Source organism: Candidatus Melainabacteria bacterium, assembly GCA_003963305.1.
Classification (GTDB): Bacteria; Cyanobacteriota; Vampirovibrionia; order Obscuribacterales; family Obscuribacteraceae; genus PALSA-1081.
The window spans coordinates 24,828-48,281 of record RXJR01000018.1; the positions used below are offsets into that span (position 1 = coordinate 24,828).

A 23,454-nucleotide genomic window follows, 5' to 3' on the forward strand; every position below is an offset into this window, starting at 1 on the left:
TGGTTGGAACATTCCAATGGAATGCGTTTTTCAGGACGATCACCGTTTTGACACAACACTTGGTTTTAATTGGAGCCATCTGAACGTGTGACCAATGAGACGAGGAAGGAATGATGGACGGAGCCGGCAGACACGAAGCTTCTCATCACGCTCACAAGGAGCATCATCATCACCACGCTACTCACCATGCCGCTCACAACAGCGATAAATTTGACAGTGATGTCTATGCTGCGCATGATGCTTGGGCTGCGTGGAAGAGTCATGATCCTGCCGCATGGGATGCGGCTCTAGATCTGCGAGATAAGATCAGTCCTAAGGCCTGGCGCCATGCCATGCATGAAATCGATCTGGAAGAAGCTGCTCAAAAGAAGAAGCACGCAGAGCACTTGCCTCAAGTGAGTATTCAGAATAACGAACGTGTCGCCCTGGGTGGAGCAAGTTCGCGTGTGCCATCCGGCAGAAATTACTATGAAGGCTCTCAAGTGCCTGGCTATTACGAGGGTGCGCAGCAGCGCGCACAGGGCAACCGCACTTACGTCGAGCAGCACTCGGGTAGTGAGTACAGCTATCAAACCAATCATTACCGAACACCGAATTCGCCCGTGGACGAAAGTTACAGATACGAGCGGAACGTCGTACCGCAGACGCGTAGCTATTCGCAAAATGATGTTTATCAATATGATGCACAGCCTCGTAGCTACTATCCGTCGCGGAATTTCAGTTACTATCCTGATCAGAATTATGGTTATCGTGACCAGGATTACCGCTACTATCCGCAAAACTCCGGCAACTACGGCTATGACCAATATCCTGGCAACTACGGATACGGTAACTATGGCTACGGAGGATACGGTAACTATGGTTATGGTCGGCAGAATGTCGGAGCCTGGTTAGGTCCTGTCATCGGTGGCAGTGCCGGTGCTCTCTTTGACCGTCATAATCGCTGGCGAGGAACAGTCATAGGAAGTGCTCTCGGTAGCGTCCTTGGGTCTGTGATCCAGGATGTCAGTCAGGGCGGCTTTGGAACAGGCTATGGAGGCTATGGAATCTACTATTGAGAGATGGTGTTGGACACGGTGGCAGGCGAGTTCCCTCTGACATGCGATTCTCGATGCACTGATTGTCCTTAAAACACGCTATTTCCGGTCAAATTCTCGACTGATGCCTTGCAGGGGACATCGGTCGAGATTTGACTTTTGAGCATTTCTGGAAACTAGTTCACAGCATTTTGCCAATCAAACGGCGGAGTTTGATATCTTCGAGGCGATACAATGTATTCGAATCGGAAACCTTGCTGCTCGCCCCCAAATTAAAAGATCTGTTGTCATAGGAAATCGATGGCCAAGATTCTCTTTGTCGATGATGATGTCGAACTAACTGCAACTGTGACTCATTCGCTGCGAATGGAGAAGCACAATGTGGAAATCGCTCATGACGGCGCCGATGGGCTGGAGCTGATGCTGTTATCCAGCTACGATTTGATTATTCTGGACTGGATGTTGCCCGGTTTGTCGGGCATTGAGGCTTGTCGCACTTACAGGGATAAGGGCGGCAAGACGCCTATCATCATGCTTACCGGGCGCGGCAATGAACAAGATAAAGTACAGGGGCTTGTAACCGGGGCAGACGATTATCTCGTCAAGCCTTTCAGCATGCGGGAGTTAATTGCCCGAATCGGTGCGCTTTTGCGGCGTCCGGCTTCGTTCGCACCGATGGTTTTAAAGGTGGGCGATATTGAAATGGACCTGGGTAGTCATCAGGTCACGAAAAATGGCCAGCTTCTCGACTTGCGTCCGATTGACTTTGCCTTGTTGGAATTTTTCATGCGGCATACCAACGAGGTCTTTAGTACGGAGTTCATACTGCGCAGGGTCTGGTCAACTGATGATGCTGGAAGTCCCGATGCTCTTAGAACCGCATTGAAACGTCTGCGCAAGCAGATTGACGGCGAGGATGCGACTACTTCGATGATCGAAAACATTCCTCGGGTCGGTTATCGCATGAAACGTTCGTAGGTCGTACATGAAAAGGAAACGCTGACAGGTTAGCGTTTGTTCGTTGTTCGCATCTGCCAGACTTGATAGATTCTTTTTAGTTTTTCCACAAATTGAAGGCAAATTATGCGCCAAATTTCTCTAGTTGTCCTCGCTGTTGTCTCAGCGATGTCCATTGATCATGGTTTTGCGCTGGCTGATGAAAAGCTGCCGACCTCTCATCAAGGTAGTGTTTCTAAGCAGGCACCAGTCTGGCAAGCAGAGCAGTGGGTGTTAAACAAGACTTCACCCTGGTTACTGCCTGGAGACGATTTAAAACAAAAGAAAAATCACAAAGGACCAGTTCGCACGTTCGCTAAAGCTGCTGGAAAGGGAGTCGCTAAAGAGCTGGGAACGAGTGCTAAGAAAATGTCGCAGGATATGGTCTTCGTGTTTTCGGCGCAGGACATCAATCCCTACGAAAAGAAGGGACCGCCCCTCAACAGATCCGCCATTGTATTAAAGTTCACTCTTGTCGATGGTAGCAGCTGTTATCTTCGCCGTTTTCCAGACGGAAGCTATGCAATCGAAGATGGTTTTGCCGACGGAACAGTTTTGCTTCCAGAAGCAGACAAGAGTTACCTTGTTAAATATCCCAACGGAGCGAAGGGCCGCCTGGTTAGAAAAGGAAGCACAACCATCGTCCATCGTCCGGACAAGACAACTACAACCATTTCAAAAACTGCCTCAGGTGGTTACACGGTGCGAAACAGCGAGCTTGGATATATGGGCTCGGCACGTCCAGATCGCACTGGCGTCCATTACGAGCTGTGTGAATGGTAGCTCTTGATTTTTTTGCTCTTAATGTATGGCACCACGGATAATACCATGGTCGTAGTGATATCCTCAGTTGAATCTAGAAGACGAAGCCGCGTTGTGAGTATGGCGCTGGAGTTTTTGGTTAGCTGCGCATCGGCAAGGAAATGGTGAACACCGTGCCCTCATCTACCTTGCTGTGCACTTCCATTTTGCCTTTATGCGCATCGACAATAGCCTTGACGATGGAAAGCCCCAGCCCGACCCCACCAGCCTGTCTCGATCTGGATTTATCAACTCGGTAAAAGCGGTCGAAAATTCGTGGCAGGCTCTCAGACGGAATGCCTATGCCGGTATCGGCAACTTTCAATTTGGCGAAGCGTTGCGTACTTTCAACCGAAATCTCTACTGAGCCGCCTGGTTCGGTGTAGCGCAGAGCGTTTTGCAGAAGATTGGTGACAAGTCGCTTCAAAGATTCGGGATCGCCGTAAATCGGTGCACTTTGAATCGTCGTGCCTTTCAGCTCTACGCCTTTTGCTTTGAATAATTCGTCGAACTCTTCCAGAAGATTTTTCACGAGCTTGTCGAAATCGAGCGGAACACGCTTTGTTTCAAGCTGCGGGCTCTCCATCTTAGACAGCAGCATCAGATCTTGCACTAATTTCCCCATTCGCTCGGTGGCGCGAGATATGACAGACAGCCGGTTTTCAGCTGGTTCATTGCTTTCGATGTCGACTTCCATCGCTTCCGCGTTGGCTTGAATGATCGTGATCGGCGTACTTAATTCATGACCGGCGTCAGTCATGAAACGGCGCAACACCAACAAGCTGTCTTCCAGTGGTTGCGCGGCTTTGCTCGAAAACAGATATCCGGCTACACCCAGCGCGAACAGCAAGAACGGCGCCACAGATGCCATGGTCATAGCAAACTGAACCGTTGTTTGATCTCGATGCTTCAGTGATAATTCGACTTGCAGATATCCGACGCACTGACCTTCGTAGACAAGAGGTGTCGAGTGAGCGAAGAAGGCGTGATGATTGACTTGCACTTCGCCCTCTTGCCTGTACAGAACGGGAATACCGGCTGGTCCGTGCTCTTCGATCACTTTGCCTTCGTTGCTGAAAATTTGAATCGTCGGCAGCGCTTTAAATGGATGTTTTCGGAATGTCGATGCCCATTCGTGCAAGCTCGGTGTGCCGCCGTTTAGCGCGATTGCAGGAACGATTTCGGATACGAGGGCATCTACTTCTTCTTTTATCAATGCGCTCAAACCGGCATGAAATAAACCGATCGCGCAGAATGTCGACAAAGCATAGACCAGTGTCGTCAAACATATGAACCAGAAAGTTAGGCGCCAGCGCAGGCTGGAAAACATTATTGAGGAGACTCTATCTTATAGCCGACACCATGCACGGTGCGGATGAACGACTCTTTTCCTTCACCACCAAGTTTCTTTCTCAGAATCTTGATATACGTTCTGATCGTATCAGAAGATGCGAGTGTGTCAGAAGCCCAAACCCGGTCGAGTATCGCCTCGGCGCTGAACACCTGGTTGGGGTGGCGCATGAAAAACTCGAGTAAGCTGAACTCTCGGGGAACGAAATGGATTTCCTCTCCATTTAGATGTACGGTTCGTGCAACGACATCTAAAACTAGATTGCCGACCCTCAATTCTCTGCTCGTCGGCTGAGTGTGTCTGCGCAAGAGGGCTCGGATGCGTGCTGATAATTCTTTGAGGTGGAAAGGTTTGGTCAAGTAGTCGTCGGCGCCTGCATCCAGGCCCGCCTCTTTCTCCTCAACGCTGTTTTTGGCGGTCAGCATGAGGATGGGAGTCGATCCCCCTTCCTCTCGAAAGCGCTTGCAAACCTCCATACCGTTTACACCCGGAATCATCAGGTCAAGCACTATGGCGTCGAACTTATAAACCTTGAGCCTTTCGAGGGCTTCTATTCCATTGTCTACAAGTTCGACGAGGTATTGCTCGCGGCTGAGCCAGTCTCGGATGGGAATAGAAAGGTCGTGCTCGTCTTCAACTACTAATATTTTCGTCATGCGGGTCTCGTTGAACTTGTCAATAACGCTGCTACATTCTATCCGTAATGTGTGTAGCTTTTATGAAGGCTAACCCTCGACAACGTTGTCTTGAGAATACTTTTCGGTTAACCGGTTTACCTATCTTTTACATCAAAATGCATTTCGGCTCACGAAAGCTACACGATGTCAGAACTAATATGAAACTACGAACCGACGAGGTCGGAGATTTCTAAAGTTACACTAAAACACTGATGGAGAGTCAATCATGAATAAAGCAATCGCATCTTTGATCGTACTTGCAGCTGTAGCCGTTACTTCACCTGCATTCGCTAAGCCATCGCCGGCGGCGGCACCTGCTAAGGGCGCTAAAATCACTACAACCAAGTCTACATCAAAGGTTGTAGCACCCGTCAAACATAAACAGTCGAAGAATATGATCAAGAAAACAAAATAGATCTTGCTTAAATCGAAATTTATGGAGGGCGGTGATACCGATGGTATTGCTGCTCTCCGGCTTGTATTTATGCGGATCTGTATCCTCTCTATGATTTGTAATTATTGAAGTATTTAACGCACTGAGGTCACTGTATATGATACCAGTGTAATCTTTGATTTTATACATTTATTGTCAGTTCTATTGCCTTTATTGACGACTTGACCTGAGGGGTTTCTGTCAGCTTCGCGTAAGGTTCGGTCCTACTCAGGGTTTCGAAGAGTTCGATTTTTGTTTGCATACGTGAAACATGTTCAAACTTACGCTCGCTGTAAGGATGGTGTAAATGTCGACGCGTATGCTCACCGGAGTAAGTTGGTAGTGTGCGGGGTTGTAGACGATATATGACGGGCGAAGCGGGATCGGGCAGCAGTTCTTCCAAAGCGGCGACGTTGACACCAGTCGACGAAGCGGTTGTCAGGAAGCAGGAGGATGAGTTGCTGGCGTTGGAAGCCGAGGTCTGCTCTCACGGCGACACTGTTCACTACGCAAAGCGTCCGCAGTTTTTTGAAACTTGTGACGGCAGTTATCTCTACGATGGCGCAGCCACCCCATATCTCGATTTGCAGATGTGGTACTCAGCAGTGAACCTCGGATACGCCAATCCGCGGGTCAATGATGCTCTTAAAAACCAGATTGATAAGTTGCCGCAGCTCGCTTGTCAATACCTGCACAAGGAAAAGGTCCACCTGGCTGACATCATCGTAAAGGGCATCAAGCGCAATTTCGGCGAGAAAGGACGAGTTCACTTTAACGTCGGCGGCGCTCAAGCAGTTGAAGACGCGCTCAAGCTGGTTCGAAAGACAACCGGAAAGAGCCGCATGTACGCCTTCGAAGGTGGATACCACGGACGCACGCTGGCTGCCTCCGCCATCACTTCTTCTTATAGATATCGCGAAAACTATGGTGAGTTCGGCGATCGTGCTGAGTTCATTCCGTTCCCTTATTGCTTCCGTTGTCCGTACGGTAAGCAAAAAGAGACTTGCGGAATGTATTGCGTAGAGCAATTTGAGCGCAAGTTCGAACATGAATACACCGGTGCCCACAATCCGAAGACTAACAAGTCGGAATTTGGTGCTTTCTTTGTGGAAGTCATTCAGGGTACAGGCGGTTATGTAGTGCCTCCGAAGGGTTATTTCGAAAGGCTCGCCAAGATTTGCAAAGAGCATGGCATCATGATCGTCGACGATGAAATTCAGATGGGCTTCTTCCGCACCGGTAAGCTCTGGGCTTCTGAAAACTTCAACATCACTCCCGACATCATGGTCTTCGGAAAGGCTCTCACCAACGGGCTTAACCCACTTTCGGGAATCTGGGCGAAAGAGGAATATATCAGTCCTGATAAATTCGGTCCTGGTTCGACGCACTCGACATTCTCTTCGAACAGTCTCGGAACCGCTTGCGGTCTCGAAGTCATGAAGATCTTCGAAGAAGGCGATTACGAAAGAACGGTCAACGAAAAGGGTGCTTACTTCCTGAAGCTTCTTAAGGACTTGCAGAAAAAGCATCCTGAAATCGGCGACGTTGATGGAATGGGCTTGGCGCTCAGAATGGAAATGTGCCAGGGGCACGACAGTTACACGCCGAACCGCGAACTGGCTGACAAAATGTTCCAGCGCGGTTTGATGGGCAACCTCGTATTGAATGGAAAGAAAATGGGACTGGTGCTCGATATTGGTGGTTACTACAAAAACGTAGTCACCCTGGCACCATCGTTGGAGATCACTTATCCAGAAATGGATCTCGCGCACGACTTGCTTGATTTACTTATCACTGAATGTAAGAAAGGCTAATCATGAGTTCTTCAATTGACGTTTATTGCGATTTCGATGGCACTATCACCAGGGGTGATACCATTGACGTGCTGTTGGAAGAGTTGGCAGATCCCGCCTGGCATGCAATTGAAGAGCGCTGGGTGCGTGGCGAAATCGGCTCACGCGAATGTATGGCATTGCAAGTGCCGCTGATTCGTGGTGGCTGGGATGGTGTCGTCAAAGTTTTGGATAAAGTCAAAATTGATCCGACGTTTCCGAAATTCGCCAACTGGTGCCGTCAAAATGGCGTTGCCTTGAGGATTGTCAGCGACGGCATCGACCGCGTCATTCATCATATTTTGAAGCGCGAAAACATTCACGTTGATAATGTCTGGGCTAACCACCTCGTCGAAGACGAAGATAAGAACTTGCAGCTGACATTCCCTCATGCTCCACAGGTGCTTGGTTGCGGGTCTGGTCTGTGCAAGTGCCGCATTCTCGAGAATGGTTCGAGCCGTCCGCTCAAAGTTGTAATCGGCGACGGAAGAAGTGATTTCTGCTGGTCAGCTGAAGCCGACCTCGTCTTCGCTAAAACCAAGTTGCTCAGCCATTGCAAGCAAAACAACATCGCCTGCGTCGCTTATGAAGACTTCTATCTGATCAGAAACGTTCTGGAAGAGAAGCTTGCAGAAGCTGGCGTTGCCGTTCCGAACCTCAAGCCGGTCATCTCTTATTCTTAAGCTGATCCAGCTTCTGTATGGATTCACCGCCGCTTAAGGCAAATCACCAACGGACCCGATTTCCATGCGTATCTGCGCTCGTTAGAGTTCGTTAGCTTCGCGCCAGGTTGGTTGGATTATTTGCCCGGCAGGTTTTGAGCGCTGGTTTCAAGTGAACCCATAGGCGCGGCTGCATGCAGACCGGCTTCCTGACCACTCGGAGTGGCTGCGAGAGCCTCAGGTACTTGCTGTGAACCAGCGGCGACTTGCTGAGTTGCTTCTGTTGCATGTGGAGTATTTGCGGCTACTTTGGTGTGGTCTGCGGCGCCGTGGTGTGGTGCGTGATGAGCTGGTGCTTGAGCGACGTGTTGTGTGTGTGGCGCGGAGTGGTGGGCTACGTGTGAAGTGGCGTGTGATGCGGAATTGTGAGCAACATGAGAGGCTGCGTGCGACGGATCCGCGCTGGCGAGTTGGGCATGATTGCCACCGCCGCTCATATCAAGATGCTGTCCGGGATGTATGAGGCTTGGATTGGAGCCGATTACTTCGGTGTTGTTGTGATACAGCTCGCCCCAGTGCTGGCCGCCGCCGAGATGAGATTTGGAGATATCCCAGAGGTTGTCGCCAGGTTGAACTGTGTAGTTGGAAGCGAGTTCTTGTCCGCCACCACCGGGCAACTGCAGTTCAGTGCCTGGGTGAATCAAAGTAGGATCGCCGCCAATAATGTCATGGTTGAGCTGGTAGATTTCTTGCCACTTCAAGCCATCACCTAAGTGATGTTGGGCAATATCCCAGAGATTGTCGCCCGGTTTGACGGTGTAGGTCGTTGTTGCTTCAGCGCCCTGTTCTGGTGCAGCTTGAGTTGTATCTGCTACCTGGTCCCCAGCGGGTTGCGCGGCATCTGGAGCTTGCGGATCTGAGGTGACTTGATCTACTACATGTTCGACGCGTGTGTGTGGATGACCGAGCAATGTTCCGCGGTCGGCTGCGGCATCAGCTGCTGGTTGTGGTGCGGCGGCGTGTTGTTCAATTGGTGCTGCGTGTTCCGGTAAATGGTTGACTACCGTGTCTTTCGCCATGTTGCCGCCAACCGGGTGGTGTGGCGCGATCTGGTGAGTGAGCGGATGAATGACGGTCGGCTGTGGTGTCACATTTGATGGCACCTGGATGGCGCTATTTTGCATAGCGTTGAATCCACCCATTGTTGGACGGAATATAGCCTGGCCGTTATCCATGGCAAGATATTGCGGCGTGACAATGCCGTCGCGCACATGAGAAGTTGCAGACTCAAGGCCAGCCGGCGCTTGTTCATATTGGGCGCCGCCGTCTGAATATCCCGACGTGTTGAGGGCGCTGCTGGTGCTGTCACCAAATTCGGATGAGTGGAACTTGAGTTCGCCGCCATTGAAAGCTGTGGAACCATCTTTGGGCAGCAGATCGGCAAATCCGCCACCGCCATCGTCCATAGTGAAGATGGGTGCGTCGTCAGGGATAAGAGAAATGTCGATGCCCAGGTGCTCTCCCGCGCTGTGCAACGCGCTGGCTGCTCCTTCCAGATGAGCCGTGAGGAATGACGCATCTAATCCGCCGATCAAGTCTTGAACCGGCGCGAAGAATGACGATAAAGCTTCGAAGAATGAACTGATTAAGCCGATGTGCCCCGGCATTTTCATAATCATCTGAATGATTGGAGAAATAGCCTGGTTTCCAACCTGTTGAGCCGCCGCCATAGCGTGCTGCTCTCCGCCGGGTACCACGGCTTGCAGAGAAGCCGCTTCAGTGCCGGTACCGAAGCCAACGTGGGGCAGATGCATCTCACCACCACTGGGTTGAACCCACTGGTGCGCCGCTTTCACATCGATAGTGGAGGTCAGCTGTGTCTGCACATGCTGCGCCACGTCGCCTATTTGGCGAGGTGTGTCAGATGTTTGGAGGGCGTCGCCCACTACATTTGGCGATGAACGCATATTTTGAGATCACACTGCCGTAGTAAGAAGGAGCAAGAGATTTCATATTATTAATGTAGGTCAAGGACGATGTCAAGTTAAACCCAGCCGTCCAATTGGTCACAGGTGACGCTTAACCGGCAATCCAAGCTCGTTCCACTCATTCATGCCGCCCGTTAATATTTTGACGTTTTTGAAACCGGCTTCGGAGAGAATCTTGGCTGCTGTCTTGGCTCTTCCGCCCATTTTGCAGATAGAGATGATTTCGCTTGCCTTCAGGTGCTCGATTTCGCTGTGACGCTCGCTAATGCTGCCGACAGGAATGTGAATGATGCCGGGCAAATGACCCAGCACATCGGTCAGTTCTCTTTGTTCGCGTACATCGAGGAGCACGGGATTGCGACCGGTATCGATCATCTCCTTGAGCTCGTGCGAGTGTATGTAAGGCACGTCGGCCGAGCAGGCGCCGGCTGACAGAGTGCCCTGTACTTCACAGGCAGAGATGCCTTCGGGAATTTTGACGGCGTTGGCGTCGCGCGTACAGGCGCAGTTGGCTTTCAGCACTTCCTTCATCCATTCGGCCGGTCCAAGCTTAAGCTCTTCGACGAATTTCACATATTCGCTCTGCGTGCGGGGTTTGAGAAATGGGTTTCGCGTCTTCTGCTCAGCCAGGGAGGAAGGGCGGCGGTTTCGATATTCATGACCGGGATAAACGACCAGCTGTTCTGGCAATTCCATAATGTGCTGCAAGCTTTCCCAGTGCTCTCCAGGGTCGCCACCCGGCAGGTCGGCTCGACCGGCTCCGCCGTCGTCCAGGAACAGCGCGTCGCCTGTGATGATGCGGTCAGGAAAAACGAGACAGAATGAGTCGCGGGTGTGCCCTGGTGTGTAGAGGACTTTGACCGTCGTGCCGTTGAGTTTGAGTTCGCTGTCGGGATTGAGGCGATCAGTGATTTCGCGCGGCTGCCCCAACTGGTGCATGACATAAGCGCAATTGGTCAGGTCTTTTAGCTTGGCGCCTGCTGAGAGGTGGTCTGCATGCGTGTGTGTGTCGATTACTTTGGTCAGTTTTAATTTCTTCTCGTCCAGCATCTTTATGTATTTGTCGACCGAACACAGCACCGGGTCAACGAGCCACGCTTCGCCTGTTTTGGGTGAAGCCACCAGATATGTTTGACAGCCGCCTGAATTCAGTTGTTCGAAGATCAAATCCATTTTTTGCTCCACGCTTGTGAATTGATGCCACCTCTTAAGTGGCAGTGCCTCGGGATTGTGGATACCTCATGACGTCCTAATCCACCCCTGAATACACTAGCCGAAGTTCAGTGAAATTACTATGCACTCTACAAGAACAAGCCCCTACTGCCGCTTTTGCAGAGCCGGTAACCTGAGAGAATCCATCCTTCTATCTATGGACAAACTAATATGCCTAAGAAAGATTTCCGGCAAATGCCACAGCGCGTCGCTTACAGCAGTGGGAGAGAGCCCGCCACTGCTGCCATGCTTTCAGTGATTCCTGGGCTCGGTCAGTTCTACAACGGTCAAAGTGTGAAAGGTTTCTTGTTCATGGACGTTGCAGCCGTGAACGCTTTGCTTTTATTGATTGTTTTATTTGCTGAGCCGTTGGCTACAGGTCTGCGCAATCTGTTGACTGGAAATCACATGCGCCCGAATGATGGGATTTTGCAAGCCCTGGCGAGCGCGCATTTAGGTACGCCTTTCTCGATTGTGCTCGTTTCGATGATTTTGCTCTTCGTAGGTTTTGCTGTTCGCGATGCATATGATTATGCCCGCGGCGAAAAGCTGAAACCGATTTACGCTGATTCGGCCTTGCATCTTTCTGAGGCAGCGAGCGGCTCTTACTTGTTTCACTTTGCGGCGATGATTTCTTGCGCGGTTTTTGCGCTTTTCTTCTTGATACCAAAGCCAGAGGTGCAGCAAGTTACTGAAATTGAGTTCACAGATCCTCTGCCAAAAGATATTGAGCCAGTGCATGCAAAGAAGTTTTCCAGCGAATCATCGTCTGCCAGGCATCGCGAGACGAAGGCTGAAAAGCCGACTCCGCCGAACAGCACAGCCAGCAGCGCACACTCTCAGGCTGCGCAGAGGCAAGTACAAAATGCTCCAAAGGAGATTCGTCCGGCAAAGCCTGAATTGAAAGAATCACCGGTAAAGCAACCTTCGAAGGAAGCGCCGCCGAAGCAGATCGTGAAAGAAGCGCCCAAGCAGATTGTGAAAGAAGCGCCCAAGCAGATTGTGAAAGAAGCGCCGGCAAAAGGCGAACCTGCACCAGTCGTGAAGCCTATCCCCATCGTCAAACCGGTGGCTGCGCCACCAAAGGTGAATCCAGTTCCGGTACCTTTGCCACAATCGGTGGCACCAAAAGCGGTGACACCGAATTCTGCTGTTGCTCCTGCGCCAATTCATACGAAGGCACCTGCGACTGCGTCAGCGCCGCCTCTGCCATTCTTGGCTATGGCGCCACAGTCACTCGCTACGATTGGGCCCGCTCCCATGGCATTGAATCGACCGCAGACTTCGACTGCAGTTGGCACACCGATGCCTGCTGAGGCAAAACGAAGAAGTTCGTCGAGCGCCGCAGGAAACGGACCTCCGGCGCCTGTAAATTCGATTTCCAGTAGCACTGATTCCGGGACGCCCACACCTGTGCCGGGTGCGCACACAAGTACACCCGGGCATTCGCCTAACGCCGATTCGGGAGCCAGACCAACAAAAATTGCTGCGGTAGCACCGATTGGTGGTGGCAGTGTGGTGCCTGCAGTTGGTCCCGCTAAAACTGGACCCGTTGGTCCTGGTCCCGCTGGGCCGAGCAGTCAACCGCGCATAGATTCTCAAGGACTGAATCCCGCCGCTGGACACGGACAGGGTCTCGACAATGTCGGAAAAAGCCCTGAATTTGGACCATACATGGCAGAACTTCAGCGCCGCATCAAGCGAAATTGGCAACCGCCAAAAGATCGAGATTCCCGGCAAGTTGTTGTTGAGTTCACGATTTTCAAGAGCGGAGAATTGGGCGCTGTGCGGCTGGCGCGGTCATCTGGTTTGAGTGCGAATGACCAGGCTGCCATCAGTGCAATTCGTGCAGCGGCACCATTCATGCCACTACCAAAATATTCTGAAGACTCGGTAGACATCCAATTCACTTTTGACTATCGAGTTTTTGCAGGTCATGCGAGTTTCTGATCGCTCTGAAATTCACGTGGTGTCAAGCCCTCGAAAAAAGGGAGGCTGTGCTCTGAAGTTCCCATAAAATCAGTCTCTTGATAAAGTCAGGCTGATATCCTCTTCACACAATTCGAGCAAGCGTCAGTTATTCTCTACAGAATAATTTGACGTTTGCTCTTTGTTACTGCAAACTGTACGTGGTACTACTGCTGGTGACGACTCGATATCCACTGTATATCGACCCTGTTAGAAAGGTGGCATCTATGGCTGTTATTACATCTGCCCGAGTCAGTGCAGCACTCGGAGTTGTTCAAGCGCGCGGAAGTAACAGAGCAAACGTTGGGCTCGACAAAGGGATGATGAGGGGCTTCGCAGACAAAGTCGTGCACCTCGAACACAAACGCTTGACCACTGCAGGCACGCTCAGCGGCGCCAGGCGTCCCTATTTCTTCATCAATCCGCTGACTGCAGATGAAAAACCTGCTGTGCGTCCTAACCGACGCGGAAGCATTTCCAAACTGCGGAAGCTGGAAAAGCGCGGGCTCTGGCTGACGGGATTGGTTGCGGCAATAGCTTCGGGATTCTCAGCGCTGGGGCGGTTCAGGCTATTCAGATCTTACGACGATCAAATCCGTTGTTCGATGCGTAAGTCCATTTCGCAAAAGCAATCTATCGCTCAGCGGCGACGCAAAGTGTTGGGCGCGAGTCAATCTAACGTTTTGGATTTTCGTCCGCTTTAGGTCGTCCAAACATGCTGATGCAGCGAGCTTTATCCAGCCTGGCGCGCTTTTCGAACAGGTGTTCAGCCACTTGGACCTTGCCGGTGATCTGGTAGACAGGCGCCAGGCGGTCGGCAATACGCAACTGCATGCTGACGTCTTTCCGTATTCCGGCTTCTACAAAGGCGTCTTCGTAGAACTGTTCCGCCATGACGAATTGTCCTCTATCAGCCAGTCTTTCTGCCCGACTGAAGTTGATGAATGTCATTGGCATTCCTGTTGTCAGCCGTTCTAGTTTTTTCTCCAAGCGCTCTGCCACTGCGTCTTCATTCTGGTTGCGCAAGAAAACAGAATAGTCCCAGAGAAAGAACATGTAGTCGTTGAATCCAATCGAATTGTGCGCCATGCGTAGCGATATCCATATTTCGTAGATTTGTTTGTAGACCATTGCCGCTACATCAGGCTTGCCCATTAAGATGTTGATGAACGCAACTTCGTTGAGTGCGCTGGCATAAGCGGGCATATCTTTGCGATCTTTTGCTTTCGTCGCAATCTTGTCTATGTGGCGTTTAGCGAGGGTGAAATCACGTTTTACTAAGGCTGTTTTCGCTAATGCACGCTGCCCCCAGCGATTTCTGTCGAGAGGGCTCAGTATCGGCTTTGGTGGCAGATCTATGGACAGACGCTCAAAGGAGATACGATGCGTTGTGCTGCCGATGCACTCGTAGCTATACATGGGAACAACCTCGGATTGGTAAGACAAACACTTGTTGGAGTGAAGTGATTGTCGTTCCAGTCCGAGGTTTATGACATGGGAAAAACCCTGAGTACGATGTTCCGAGAAAACTACATCATTCTCGTGCTGACGTCACGGATATCAAATTGAGTTTTTTGCAGGTCAGAGTAGGTTCGGTCCAAGCTCTGGCACAGGTCATTGATTTGGCGCTGTGAGCTGCCGTCATTATTGATTCTTCTGAGATCGTCAACTTGTTTTTGCAGGTCGTCTTTCGTGCGCAGTAGATCGGATTCTTTTACGAGCAGATCGCGCTTGCGCTGTTGCAACTTGTTCAAAGTTACTGGGTCTGAGATGACAGCCATGGCTGCTGGTTCAACGAATGCACTAACAGTGATCGTTACGAGCAAACCGGCTACAAGTCTTTTGATGATTTGGTTCGAGTTGTTTTTCATAATTGCCTGCCTCCTTCAGGATGAATACAGAGTACATTCTGAAATGGACTTGCTGAAGAGCCACTTTTGTGTTTTGATACCAGTCCACTTGGAGAAATGGCTATGGATTTTCTCGTAAATCTGGACCCAAATGCGACCACTCCCATGCACCGCCAGATCTATGAAGAGATCCGGCGGGCGATACTTTCGGGGCGCTTGTCAGCCGGACACAAAATGCCTTCGACCAGGGCTTTAAGCCAATCCCTTGGCATTTCCAGAGCCACCGTGACAATGAGTTATGAGTATCTTCTAAGCGAGGGATACTTTGAATCGCTTACTGGGTCGGGCACTTACGTCTCGAGGCAGATTCCGGAAGATCTCATGCATGTGGATCACGAGCTGTCGAGCGACGCTTCCACCGAGTTGCATGACGCTGCCGAGCCGATCATTCCAGTGCAGCACAAGAGGTTATCGTGGTACGGGCAAACGCTGGCCTCGCGCAATTGGCTTGATTTTCCAGATATCGAACCGCCGATACAGTTCAGCTTTGGACGCCCGGACTTAGACGAGTTTCCTATGCGCGTCTGGTCTCAGTTGATAAGCAAGTATCTAAATCAGCGCGATCTGAGCTCACTAGATTGTCCAACTCGTTCTAAAGGGCATCTTCCACTGCGTCAGGCGCTAGCGGGCTATCTGGCACGGGCAAGAGCCTTTCAGTGCGACCCTGAGCGCATCGTTATAGTGAATGGTTCGCAGCAGGCAATTGCTCTTGTTGCGCGCATTCTTGTAGATAGAGATGATTATGCGGCAATTGAGGAACCTGGCTATCTGGGCGCACAGAAGGCTTTGATGGCTGCTGGTGCGAATTTGCTTCCGATTCCTGTCGACCATGCCGGATTGCGCGTTGAAGATTTGAAGCGACGTTTTGATGCGCGGTCGGGATTGTCGGCCAAGCTTGTCTATGTGACGCCGTCGCATCAATATCCGACCGGTGTTGCCCTGGCGTTGCCCCGGCGGCTGGAACTGTTGAAGTGGGCGGCTCGCACAGGCACCTATATTATTGAGGACGATTATGACAGTGAATACCGTTATAAAGGACGTCCTATTCCTGCACTGGCTGGCTTGGACAAGTATGGTTCCGTCATCTACATAGGCACCTTTTCCAAGGTGTTATTTCCCGCGATGCGCCTCGGTTATATCGTACTACCTGAGAATCTTGTTGATGTGTTCGCTCGCGGAAAGTGGCTTGTTGACAGGCACTCCGCCTTGCTCGACCAACAGGTATTGACAGAGTTTATTAGTGCGGGGCATCTGGAGCGTCATATTCGCAAAATGCGTGGACTGTATGAAAGACGGCGAAAACTCTTCGTAGACAAGCTGAAAGAGACTTTTGGCAATCGCATCTCAATACTGGGGGATAATGCCGGCATTAACGTGCTGGTGCGTTTTAATACCGAATGCGGTGACGAAGAACTGGTGGAGCGTGCCATGCAGCAAGGTGTTGGATTGTCTAGCACAAGGAAATACTACATCGGACAGCATCGACCAAACGAATTTTTGCTCAATTATGGCGGGTTGAAGGATGAGGACTTGCTAGAGGGAATTCGCGTGATTGCATCGATTCTGGATGAGAGCGGAGCGATGTCTGCACCTGTTTAAATTTGACATATTTGGCTTAAGCCGATGTCATCTTTTGTGTTGCGGCTTAAGAAGCAGTCATTAGCGGCTTTGGCGCATTTTGCAGTAAACTTAAATGCTTTCCGAGGTTCACAAATGCTGAAGCTACTTCCTGGTCTCCATCAATTCAAATCTGAGATCCATGCGCAGAACGAGAAATTCTTCGAGCGTTTGGCGTCCGGGCAGTCACCAGACGCTGTTTTCATCACTTGCTCCGATTCGCGAGTGGTGCCGGATTTGATTACGCAGACCGACCCCGGCACTCTGTTCGTCATCCGCAATGCCGGCAACATTGTGCCTGCCTACTCTTCAGAATCTGACAGCCCCGCTGAAGAGGCAACGATCGAGTATGCGGTTAGTCAACTCAACGTGAAAGAAATTATCGTATGCGGTCACTCAGGCTGTGGTGCCATGAGCGGCCTACTGCAGATGGACAAGCTCGATGCAATGCCAGCCGTAAAGAAGTGGCTCAAGCACACCGAAAGAACGCTCGATATTATTGCTACCGACTATTGTGATTTAGATTGGGATTGCAAAGTCAGTGCCGCGATTCAGGTAAATGTTCTCGTGCAACTGGAGCATTTGCGCACCCTGCCATGCATAGCCAAACGAGTTATGTCGCGTGAAATTGAGTTGCACGGCTGGGTCTACGACATTGAAAGCGGCGAAGTCTACATCTTCGATCCAATTGACGAAGAGTTCAAAGCGCCCGTTAAAACTGTTGAAGGATTTGATCTGAATTCTGGACGAACATTTTCGAATAAGTAAGCTTTTCGCAAGTGGTATCCGTAGATAAATCATCTTAGTCCCGACTTGTTCATCAGGGTTTACCCTATGTCGGCCGTTTCTGTGTGTTGCGACAATGCGGAGAGTGGCAAGTAACATCTGAAGAGCGTTGCGAGCCGAAGTAGCTTCAGGTCGCTGTCAGAACCTAATAAACTGTCAGAACCTAAGACTGTAGAACCCATGACTGTTAGTTAAATGATGAGTGCAAGTCGCTGTGCGGCATTGTAGAGGTTTTTGTATGAAAAAGAATCGTGTTTCGGTGGCTATTTTAGCCGCTATGGCTGTTGGTGGAATTGTTCAGAACGCCTCGCACGCGCAAGGTGGAGTCATGATGCCGGAGCATCGCGTTGCCCCCGCTTTTCACGCAGTGCCTACCACTAACACTGTCAGGTCTGAAGCTGCAACAACTCAATCTGCCGCCAGATCTGATAAGCCGATGCCAGTGCCTTCTATTCGCCCTTCTGCAACTGGTCGGGTTGTGCATGTTCAGGAATTCAAGCCATTCGTGACTACTGCTCCTGCAGTGAATGTTGCTCCAGATGTAGCCCCTACGGCACTAAGAACACCCGCCCCAATGGGTATGGGTGGCTTTGCGCCGCCAGCTAAGTAGGTCAGGGCGTTCGTAATCACCGGTCATTCGTAATCGGGCATCCTGCTTTGAACTTCGTTTTGCGGCTTCGGGCTGATTCGGAATGATTCGCGAAGGTATAAACAATGAGTGCAAGCGAAGGAATCTTGAAGAAATCGGCGAAGCTGGTGCCATTAAATATAGTGGCGCCAGCTTCGCCATTTTGTAACGCGCCCGAATCAGCCCAGTCGCCACAATCTAAACCTGAAAAGACCGCGCCTTATCCGTGGATTCTGAGCCCCGCTATTGATTTGTTCTTCTGTTGCGGTGGATTGCTCTGGATCATTTTTTTAGCAAATGCGCTGGCTAAATCGAGTCTGCCTGCAGCCAATACTGGTCTGATTTTGCTTGGTATAGCTGGTATCCACTTGCTGAGCGAAACACATACAGCTGCGACTCTTGAGCGACTTCACCAGAGCGAGCCGACCCGGAAAGCGTTGAGCAATTTTGGCTTGATTGCCTCTGCGGTATGTGTCGTACTGGCCATCGCTTCTCTTGTTACGCCAGGGCTTCCGGCAATTTTTGCCAAAATTTATTTGATTTGGATTGTGCAGCATTTCATGGCTCAAACCTACGGGATAGCCCTGATTTACTGCTACAAACGAAATTATTTTATGAACATGTGGGAAAAGAGGATATTCAAATTTGCCATTGACGCCACGATTGTCTACGGAATCCTGAAGCAATTCGCCTTCAAGGAATGGTCAATGGATAAGTTTATCGGGCAAACGTTGCCCTTCTGGGGACCGCTGCCACAGCCGATTTTCATGTTGTCTGACTGGGCTTTGAAAATAGCAATTTTGGCTTTTGTTGGAATGATAGTTGCGAAGTTCGTTCGCGAGCGCAAAATGTTTCCACTGCCGGCTGTGCTATTGACAGCAACTGGAATCGCAATATTCACTCTGCCTCGCAGTGTTACAACCAGCCTCTGGGTGTATGTGCCGGCGTTCTTTCATGGATGCCAGTACCTGGTTGTTTCGGTCTCGTACTTCTTGAAAGAACGTGGTCTGCCTGAGAACGTTGCTACAAGTGAGGTCAGAAAGCTTCTGCTCACGCCAGTGACGTTGAAGTATTTTGCCACTTTATTCATCGTCGGTGTATTCATCTACGGTGGGGTGCCAGGTTTATTGCAAGATTTCGGCTTCGATTATAAGGTCGCTTTTGCAAGCATATTCTGTGTGATCAACTTCCATCACTTCCTCATCGACGCGGCAATCTGGCGTCTTCGTGACCCTCGTTTGCGGAATCTTTTGATCGCTTGATCAGATTTGCCCTTATCCTTCGACGGACCTCCTTAACTACTCCTTTACCGAACCCCCTTCAACCGTTTCTTTGTCGGACTTCTTTTAACCACTCCTTAATTGAATCCTGCAATTATCTTGCTTGGTAGGGTTCCTCGAGGAGGGGAAATATGACAGTCCTAATTGGAAGCTGGGAATTCGAGGGTCCGTTCAGTAAGACGAACGAACTGCGCTCTGAACCTGGTTTGTGTGCAATTTTGCACGTCGCCAACGACAACATGGAACTGGTAGACATTGAAGAGACAGACTCGGTAAAAAAGTACATCGAGAAGCATAAGACGTACCATTTTTCAGAGCGCATGCCCACTGAAAAGTTTGCAGTCGCCGTTTACTATTGTTCAGATCTGACTTCTTCGCTGCGTGCGGGACTCATTGATGAGGTTTTGAAAGAGTTCGATAAATCAATCGAGGAGCAGTGGGTAACTTACCCTGAGTCGCTTTCTCTGGCAATTTAAGGCAGTCTGGGCTCAATGCATCGCGACAGTTTTGCTTGTCAAAAATAAGTTAACAACCGTGCCTAAACTCGAAGATGTCGGTATGAGTGAGGGCGTAATGGAAGTTTCAGATTCTAGGCGGAGCGGCGGTTCTCTTGAATTACCGGAGAGCACGAGCAGGCTGGGTGCGGTTCTCAAAAAAGCAAACTCATTTGTTGTTCCGACGTCAAAAATTGTCGAAGGCGGCGAGCTATATAAGTGTGAACCGATGCCATTTTCGGTACAAGCTTGCGACCGGAGATGCAACTGCAGACAACCAAGTCCAGTCAAAATATTCGCTGTAAAAAGGCGAAACCAGCTTTGAGCGGAGAAGATTCCTCTTTTCTTTTGTCAGCGCTAAGGATGTTTCAATTCAGGTTTTGTATGAGCTGTAGTGTTGCTCTACAACGGTGGCTATCAAATGGTTTAACTGATGATCTGATTCTAGTGTCCTCAGAAGTGTCAGCGCCGCTCTTGAGTTTTTGAGCCATCCAAGTAATTGAATTGCTTGTTTAGCCTCGTTCAGATCGTGCGCGAGCAGCATTTCGCATAGGTTGGCATATCCAATCGACGAAGCAATCTGTTTAAGGGCATCTTTGGCTCGATGCACCGAGAGGTGTCCGGGACCATTTTCGATATTCTCCAGAAGTGCGCTGACTATCACTTGTCTCCATTTCGGTGAAGATTGTGCCATTGATACTGAGTATTCCAGCATGGGAAGTTCGATTTGTCGTTGTTTCAACGCGAACGGCATTTTGCTCTGCGCAGAAAAAGAGCTCAGATTTTTTTGTCGCATCTGTATCATTGTCTGATGGTAGTGTTGCTCGTAAGATGGTGCGACGCCGTTCTGAAGCGGTTCTTCGTGGTACGGTATGAGCGATAAATAGCTGCTTTGATACATTTGTCTTTTTTCAACCCTAGCGTTTTCAATAATCAATATGAGAGGGCCGCGAAGAGCGTGTCGTCGAGCAACAAAACGTGGAGCGCAAGCGTTGCGCTTATAAAATGGTGCGCCAGCTTTTGCAGGCTTCGTTCAGGGCGCAAGGCAATTTCGACTGCATATGTTATAGCTTTTGAACATAACATCTTCATGACAAAGCTGTGGAATCAAGTGCAGATCACAGTTGAGTTGGTTTACGGTTTTTGCAAGCTTCACAACCTTTAGATTGGGTTCGTAGATTGAAAAACCTTTTCAGCTCAAATGTTTCTCTTTTCATAGTAAATAACGTTCGCATGCCGGATTAGAGAAACCGCGAGCTGTGCGAATCTGTAAGTAAGTTAGTTGAATGAAGATGCACGAATCTGTAAGTAATTTAGTTGAATGAAGATGCATGAATTTGTAAGTAATTCAGGTGGTTTAGTTCGATTTACCCTCACATTTTGTTCTCGATGGGTTTCGAATTGAGTTTTTGGGTATCCCCTCAATTCCATGAAGTGCTTCCCAGGGGCTTCTTTTGACCGGTTTTGCAGAGTGCCTGTCTAGTTCAATTCCTGATTTGACCGTTGTGTTCAAAACTGCTAGCAATGGGTATCAAGACAAATCACCGTTTTTAACCCGGAGCCGCAACAACAAACCGCACTAAGACTCGAGCTCAACGAAGAAAAGCCTGACGATCTTTCAAGGCCCAGCCATGGTCAACGTTATGATCGGACGGTACCTTTCACGCTCGCGATACTTCTTTGAGTCGCAGTCTGTGTCTTGAGCGCTTCTCAAGTTGCTTTTGTCGTACCAAAATTGTCATTTGTGAGTCACTTCTATGTCGACTTTTCAATCAAGATCAACCCATCGAGAATGACACGAACCGAAGCGAAGTCACCATTCGTGTTACGTAGTTGCGTTTCACTTGTGCAAGGCACCGCACGGCAGACTACAACCCCCACACGGAAAGGGAAACAGTTTGATCAGAATTCTCCTGTTGTCGGCAATATGGCCGACAGCCATCGCCATTATGGTGGGGTTGGGTTACGCGACCCAGACCTTCTCCCAGATCATGGGTGGTAGCGAGTCCTGGTATGCGACTTGGGCTCTTCTGACGATGCTGACCTGTGACATGATGGTTTTTGTCGTTGCTCTGTATGCAGCGATCTATCTACTCTTCCGACTCTTCGATTTCGACTGAGTGCGACCTGTATGTCTTACGAGACCGCCGAGCATAGAACAACGTCTCTGGTGGTTGTAACCATCACATAATCCAACGTCCAACAATCGATCCAAGAGGAAAATGAAATGTCGACCAAGAATGACACCGTCTACTTGATCACTAGGGAACCGAGGCTGCTGATCTTCATCTGTGATGCGAAAACCAATCTTCGCGATTTTGAACACATGATCGTCACCGATCAGATCGAGGCAGATGGTGCTGGCAATCTCATCAAGCTCGATACTGGAGAGGTGGTCGGACGGTACATTGTCCGCGCCTGACACCTCTCTGAGGGCTCAGTCTGGGCTTGGAGTCCTCATCTGACTCCTCAACCGAGATTGTAAACGGTTCAAACCTGTTGCTGTCTATCAGAGAGATGGCGACTCAAACGTGAAAGGGATCATTAGCATGCGCTTCGAAACGTCTGAGCAAGTGGCAGCGTTCTTCTGGAATTACCCCGGACTGACGCACCTTGAACTGAAGGACTGCCCGGCCAGTCTTACGAGCCTACCCGAGTTGCCAGTCACGCTGACCAGGCTGTTTGTAATTTCCTGCCCTGGCTTGACGAGCCTGCTCGAGCTGCCGAGCATGTTGACCACCCTCTGGGTCTCAAAATGTCCTGGTCTGACCAGACTGTGCGAGCTGCCGAGCAGTTTGACCAGCCTGAGCATATCCGACTGCGCTGGTCTTGCGACTGTGCCCAGTCTGCCGAGCTCGTTGATCGATCTGTCGATCATCAAATGTCCCGGACTTCCGAACCTGCCGAAGCTGCCGGATGCTTTGACCGAGCTATCGGTCATCGAGTGTCTGGGTCTGAAGAACCTGCCCGAGCTGCCGAACTCTTTGACCAAGCTGTGGGTCTTCGGCTGCCCTCTCATTGGGGCTCGTGGTGTGAGGGTGGGTGGGCTTTCGATCATGTTCCGTTAACGCGGAGACCGCACACGCGATCGCCCTGGTAATCGCATCGTCGCTCTGCTCCAGGGAGCATTGCGCCGACCATTGGCGCCGGAGCGCTGCTGGCTCTCGTCGAAACGCTCTTTCCGTCGGAAGACTGAAAAATAGCCTGACCTGATTTGAGTTGGTGCCCGGACCGTGCCTGCGAAGGTGCGCTCCGGGTGCCAATTTCATGAAGGACTCGTTCAAGTGTAGTGCTTGGCACCATCAGTGATGGCGTGAGAGTTAACCCTTACACAAGATTTGATGCGTTTCATCTGCAAGAAAGAAATTGCAACACAACGGTTCAACGGGAACAAGTCATCCGACCGAACCCTCTAAGTGTTTGTTACCCCGATGGAAAGAATGAAATGTCATCGTTTGCACCCAATGCAGATTTACTAAGGCTGACGCTTGATTTGTGGAATGAAGCTGAGGTTGAACATGTTGATGTTAAACACGCTGACTGTCCTGCTTGCTGGAAGGCATACATGGCGAACTTGCTGTGGAAGAAGGTGACCGGGCTGTTGGCACCTACGAGCTATTACGAAGAGCACAGGCGCGCTGCTCGGCAGCTTCAGAGTGTTCGTGTATTGCGCACAGCGACGACTAAAGCTGCTTGAGCGATCTTGAATCGAAACTGGCTTGAATACTACGTTTTGACGTGCTGGTCTACCGGTTGATCCGGCACTAATTTCTTAATTTCGT

General features: G+C 50.3%; 24 protein-coding genes. 17 read left to right on the forward strand and 7 right to left on the reverse strand.

What is annotated here, in order from left to right; genetic code table 11:
* Positions 1–902: 902 nt before the first annotated feature.
* The 3 genes from EKK48_17485 to EKK48_17495 all read left to right on the forward strand — a co-directional run bounded on the left by EKK48_17485 (position 903) and on the right by EKK48_17495 (position 2,816).
* On the forward strand, positions 903–1,058 hold the full coding sequence (locus EKK48_17485) for a glycine zipper 2TM domain-containing protein (protein RTL39904.1): 156 nt from the start codon (positions 903–905) through the stop codon (positions 1,056–1,058).
* A gap of 279 nt (positions 1,059–1,337) precedes the next feature.
* Positions 1,338–2,015, forward strand: coding sequence for a response regulator transcription factor (locus EKK48_17490; protein RTL39671.1), 678 nt, complete (start codon positions 1,338–1,340; stop codon positions 2,013–2,015).
* 105 nt (positions 2,016–2,120) lie between these two features.
* Complete coding sequence (locus tag EKK48_17495; GenBank protein ID RTL39672.1) at positions 2,121–2,816, forward strand: hypothetical protein; 696 nt, start codon at positions 2,121–2,123, stop codon at positions 2,814–2,816.
* A gap of 118 nt (positions 2,817–2,934) precedes the next feature.
* Here the strand turns inward: EKK48_17495 and EKK48_17500 are convergent, their stop codons facing one another.
* Positions 2,935–4,164: a hypothetical protein gene (locus tag EKK48_17500; protein RTL39673.1), complete on the reverse strand. Its 1,230-nt coding sequence runs from the start codon at positions 4,162–4,164 to the stop codon at positions 2,935–2,937.
* Positions 4,164–4,841: a response regulator transcription factor gene (locus EKK48_17505; GenBank protein RTL39674.1), complete on the reverse strand. Its 678-nt coding sequence runs from the start codon at positions 4,839–4,841 to the stop codon at positions 4,164–4,166. Before EKK48_17505 ends, EKK48_17500 begins: the two co-directional genes overlap by 1 nt.
* 247 nt (positions 4,842–5,088) lie before the next feature.
* Between EKK48_17505 and EKK48_17510 the strand changes: the two genes are divergently transcribed.
* From EKK48_17510 to EKK48_17520, 3 genes are all read left to right on the forward strand, one after another.
* A complete protein-coding gene (locus tag EKK48_17510) occupies positions 5,089–5,277 on the forward strand; it encodes a hypothetical protein (protein RTL39675.1) in 189 nt (62 codons plus the stop codon).
* Positions 5,278–5,660: 383 nt separating this feature from the next.
* Positions 5,661–7,109: an aminotransferase class III-fold pyridoxal phosphate-dependent enzyme gene (locus EKK48_17515; protein ID RTL39676.1), complete on the forward strand. Its 1,449-nt coding sequence runs from the start codon at positions 5,661–5,663 to the stop codon at positions 7,107–7,109.
* Positions 7,110–7,111: 2 nt separating this feature from the next.
* Positions 7,112–7,810, forward strand: a complete 699-nt coding sequence (locus tag EKK48_17520; protein RTL39677.1) for a hypothetical protein — start codon at positions 7,112–7,114, stop codon at positions 7,808–7,810.
* Between the two features lie 116 nt (positions 7,811–7,926).
* Here the strand turns inward: EKK48_17520 and EKK48_17525 are convergent, their stop codons facing one another.
* On the reverse strand, positions 7,927–9,756 hold the full coding sequence (locus EKK48_17525; GenBank protein ID RTL39678.1) for a LysM domain-containing protein: 1,830 nt from the start codon (positions 9,754–9,756) through the stop codon (positions 7,927–7,929).
* Positions 9,757–9,855: 99 nt separating this feature from the next.
* Positions 9,856–10,950 carry an MBL fold metallo-hydrolase gene (locus tag EKK48_17530; protein RTL39679.1) on the reverse strand — a complete coding sequence of 365 codons (1,095 nt, stop codon included), beginning with the start codon at positions 10,948–10,950 and terminating at the stop codon, positions 9,856–9,858.
* 210 nt (positions 10,951–11,160) lie between these two features.
* On the opposite strand from EKK48_17530, the gene EKK48_17535 reads away from it, so the two are divergent.
* On the forward strand, positions 11,161–12,939 hold the full coding sequence (locus EKK48_17535) for a TonB family protein (protein ID RTL39680.1): 1,779 nt from the start codon (positions 11,161–11,163) through the stop codon (positions 12,937–12,939).
* 245 nt (positions 12,940–13,184) lie between these two features.
* Positions 13,185–13,661: a hypothetical protein gene (locus EKK48_17540; GenBank protein RTL39681.1), complete on the forward strand. Its 477-nt coding sequence runs from the start codon at positions 13,185–13,187 to the stop codon at positions 13,659–13,661.
* On the opposite strand, the gene EKK48_17545 is transcribed toward EKK48_17540, so the two are convergent.
* Positions 13,633–14,376, reverse strand: a complete 744-nt coding sequence (locus tag EKK48_17545) for a hypothetical protein (GenBank protein ID RTL39682.1) — start codon at positions 14,374–14,376, stop codon at positions 13,633–13,635. The two genes, EKK48_17540 and EKK48_17545, sit on opposite strands and share 29 nt — an antisense overlap.
* A gap of 110 nt (positions 14,377–14,486) precedes the next feature.
* Entirely contained in the window at positions 14,487–14,828 is a 342-nt protein-coding gene (locus EKK48_17550; GenBank protein ID RTL39683.1) for a hypothetical protein, read from the reverse strand.
* Positions 14,829–14,930: 102 nt separating this feature from the next.
* On the opposite strand from EKK48_17550, the gene EKK48_17555 reads away from it, so the two are divergent.
* From EKK48_17555 to EKK48_17575, 5 genes are all read left to right on the forward strand, one after another.
* Positions 14,931–16,466 carry a PLP-dependent aminotransferase family protein gene (locus EKK48_17555; GenBank protein ID RTL39684.1) on the forward strand — a complete coding sequence of 512 codons (1,536 nt, stop codon included), beginning with the start codon at positions 14,931–14,933 and terminating at the stop codon, positions 16,464–16,466.
* 114 nt (positions 16,467–16,580) lie between these two features.
* The gene (locus EKK48_17560) at positions 16,581–17,252 is read left to right on the forward strand and encodes a carbonic anhydrase (protein ID RTL39685.1); all 672 of its coding nucleotides are present in this window, start codon (positions 16,581–16,583) and stop codon (positions 17,250–17,252) included.
* Positions 17,253–17,508: 256 nt separating this feature from the next.
* Positions 17,509–17,880: a hypothetical protein gene (locus EKK48_17565; protein ID RTL39686.1), complete on the forward strand. Its 372-nt coding sequence runs from the start codon at positions 17,509–17,511 to the stop codon at positions 17,878–17,880.
* Between the two features lie 104 nt (positions 17,881–17,984).
* Entirely contained in the window at positions 17,985–19,160 is a 1,176-nt protein-coding gene (locus tag EKK48_17570; protein RTL39687.1) for a hypothetical protein, read from the forward strand.
* A gap of 149 nt (positions 19,161–19,309) precedes the next feature.
* A complete protein-coding gene (locus EKK48_17575; protein RTL39688.1) occupies positions 19,310–19,654 on the forward strand; it encodes a hypothetical protein in 345 nt (114 codons plus the stop codon).
* Positions 19,655–20,045: 391 nt separating this feature from the next.
* Here the strand turns inward: EKK48_17575 and EKK48_17580 are convergent, their stop codons facing one another.
* Complete coding sequence (locus EKK48_17580; GenBank protein ID RTL39689.1) at positions 20,046–20,426, reverse strand: hypothetical protein; 381 nt, start codon at positions 20,424–20,426, stop codon at positions 20,046–20,048.
* Positions 20,427–21,570: 1,144 nt separating this feature from the next.
* Between EKK48_17580 and EKK48_17585 the strand changes: the two genes are divergently transcribed.
* From EKK48_17585 to EKK48_17600, 4 genes are all read left to right on the forward strand, one after another.
* The gene (locus tag EKK48_17585; GenBank protein ID RTL39690.1) at positions 21,571–21,792 is read left to right on the forward strand and encodes a hypothetical protein; all 222 of its coding nucleotides are present in this window, start codon (positions 21,571–21,573) and stop codon (positions 21,790–21,792) included.
* Between the two features lie 107 nt (positions 21,793–21,899).
* On the forward strand, positions 21,900–22,094 hold the full coding sequence (locus EKK48_17590) for a hypothetical protein (protein ID RTL39691.1): 195 nt from the start codon (positions 21,900–21,902) through the stop codon (positions 22,092–22,094).
* 127 nt (positions 22,095–22,221) lie between these two features.
* Positions 22,222–22,740 carry a hypothetical protein gene (locus tag EKK48_17595; GenBank protein RTL39692.1) on the forward strand — a complete coding sequence of 173 codons (519 nt, stop codon included), beginning with the start codon at positions 22,222–22,224 and terminating at the stop codon, positions 22,738–22,740.
* 377 nt (positions 22,741–23,117) lie between these two features.
* Positions 23,118–23,369, forward strand: a complete 252-nt coding sequence (locus EKK48_17600; protein ID RTL39693.1) for a hypothetical protein — start codon at positions 23,118–23,120, stop codon at positions 23,367–23,369.
* The last annotated feature ends 85 nt before the right edge of the window (positions 23,370–23,454 follow it).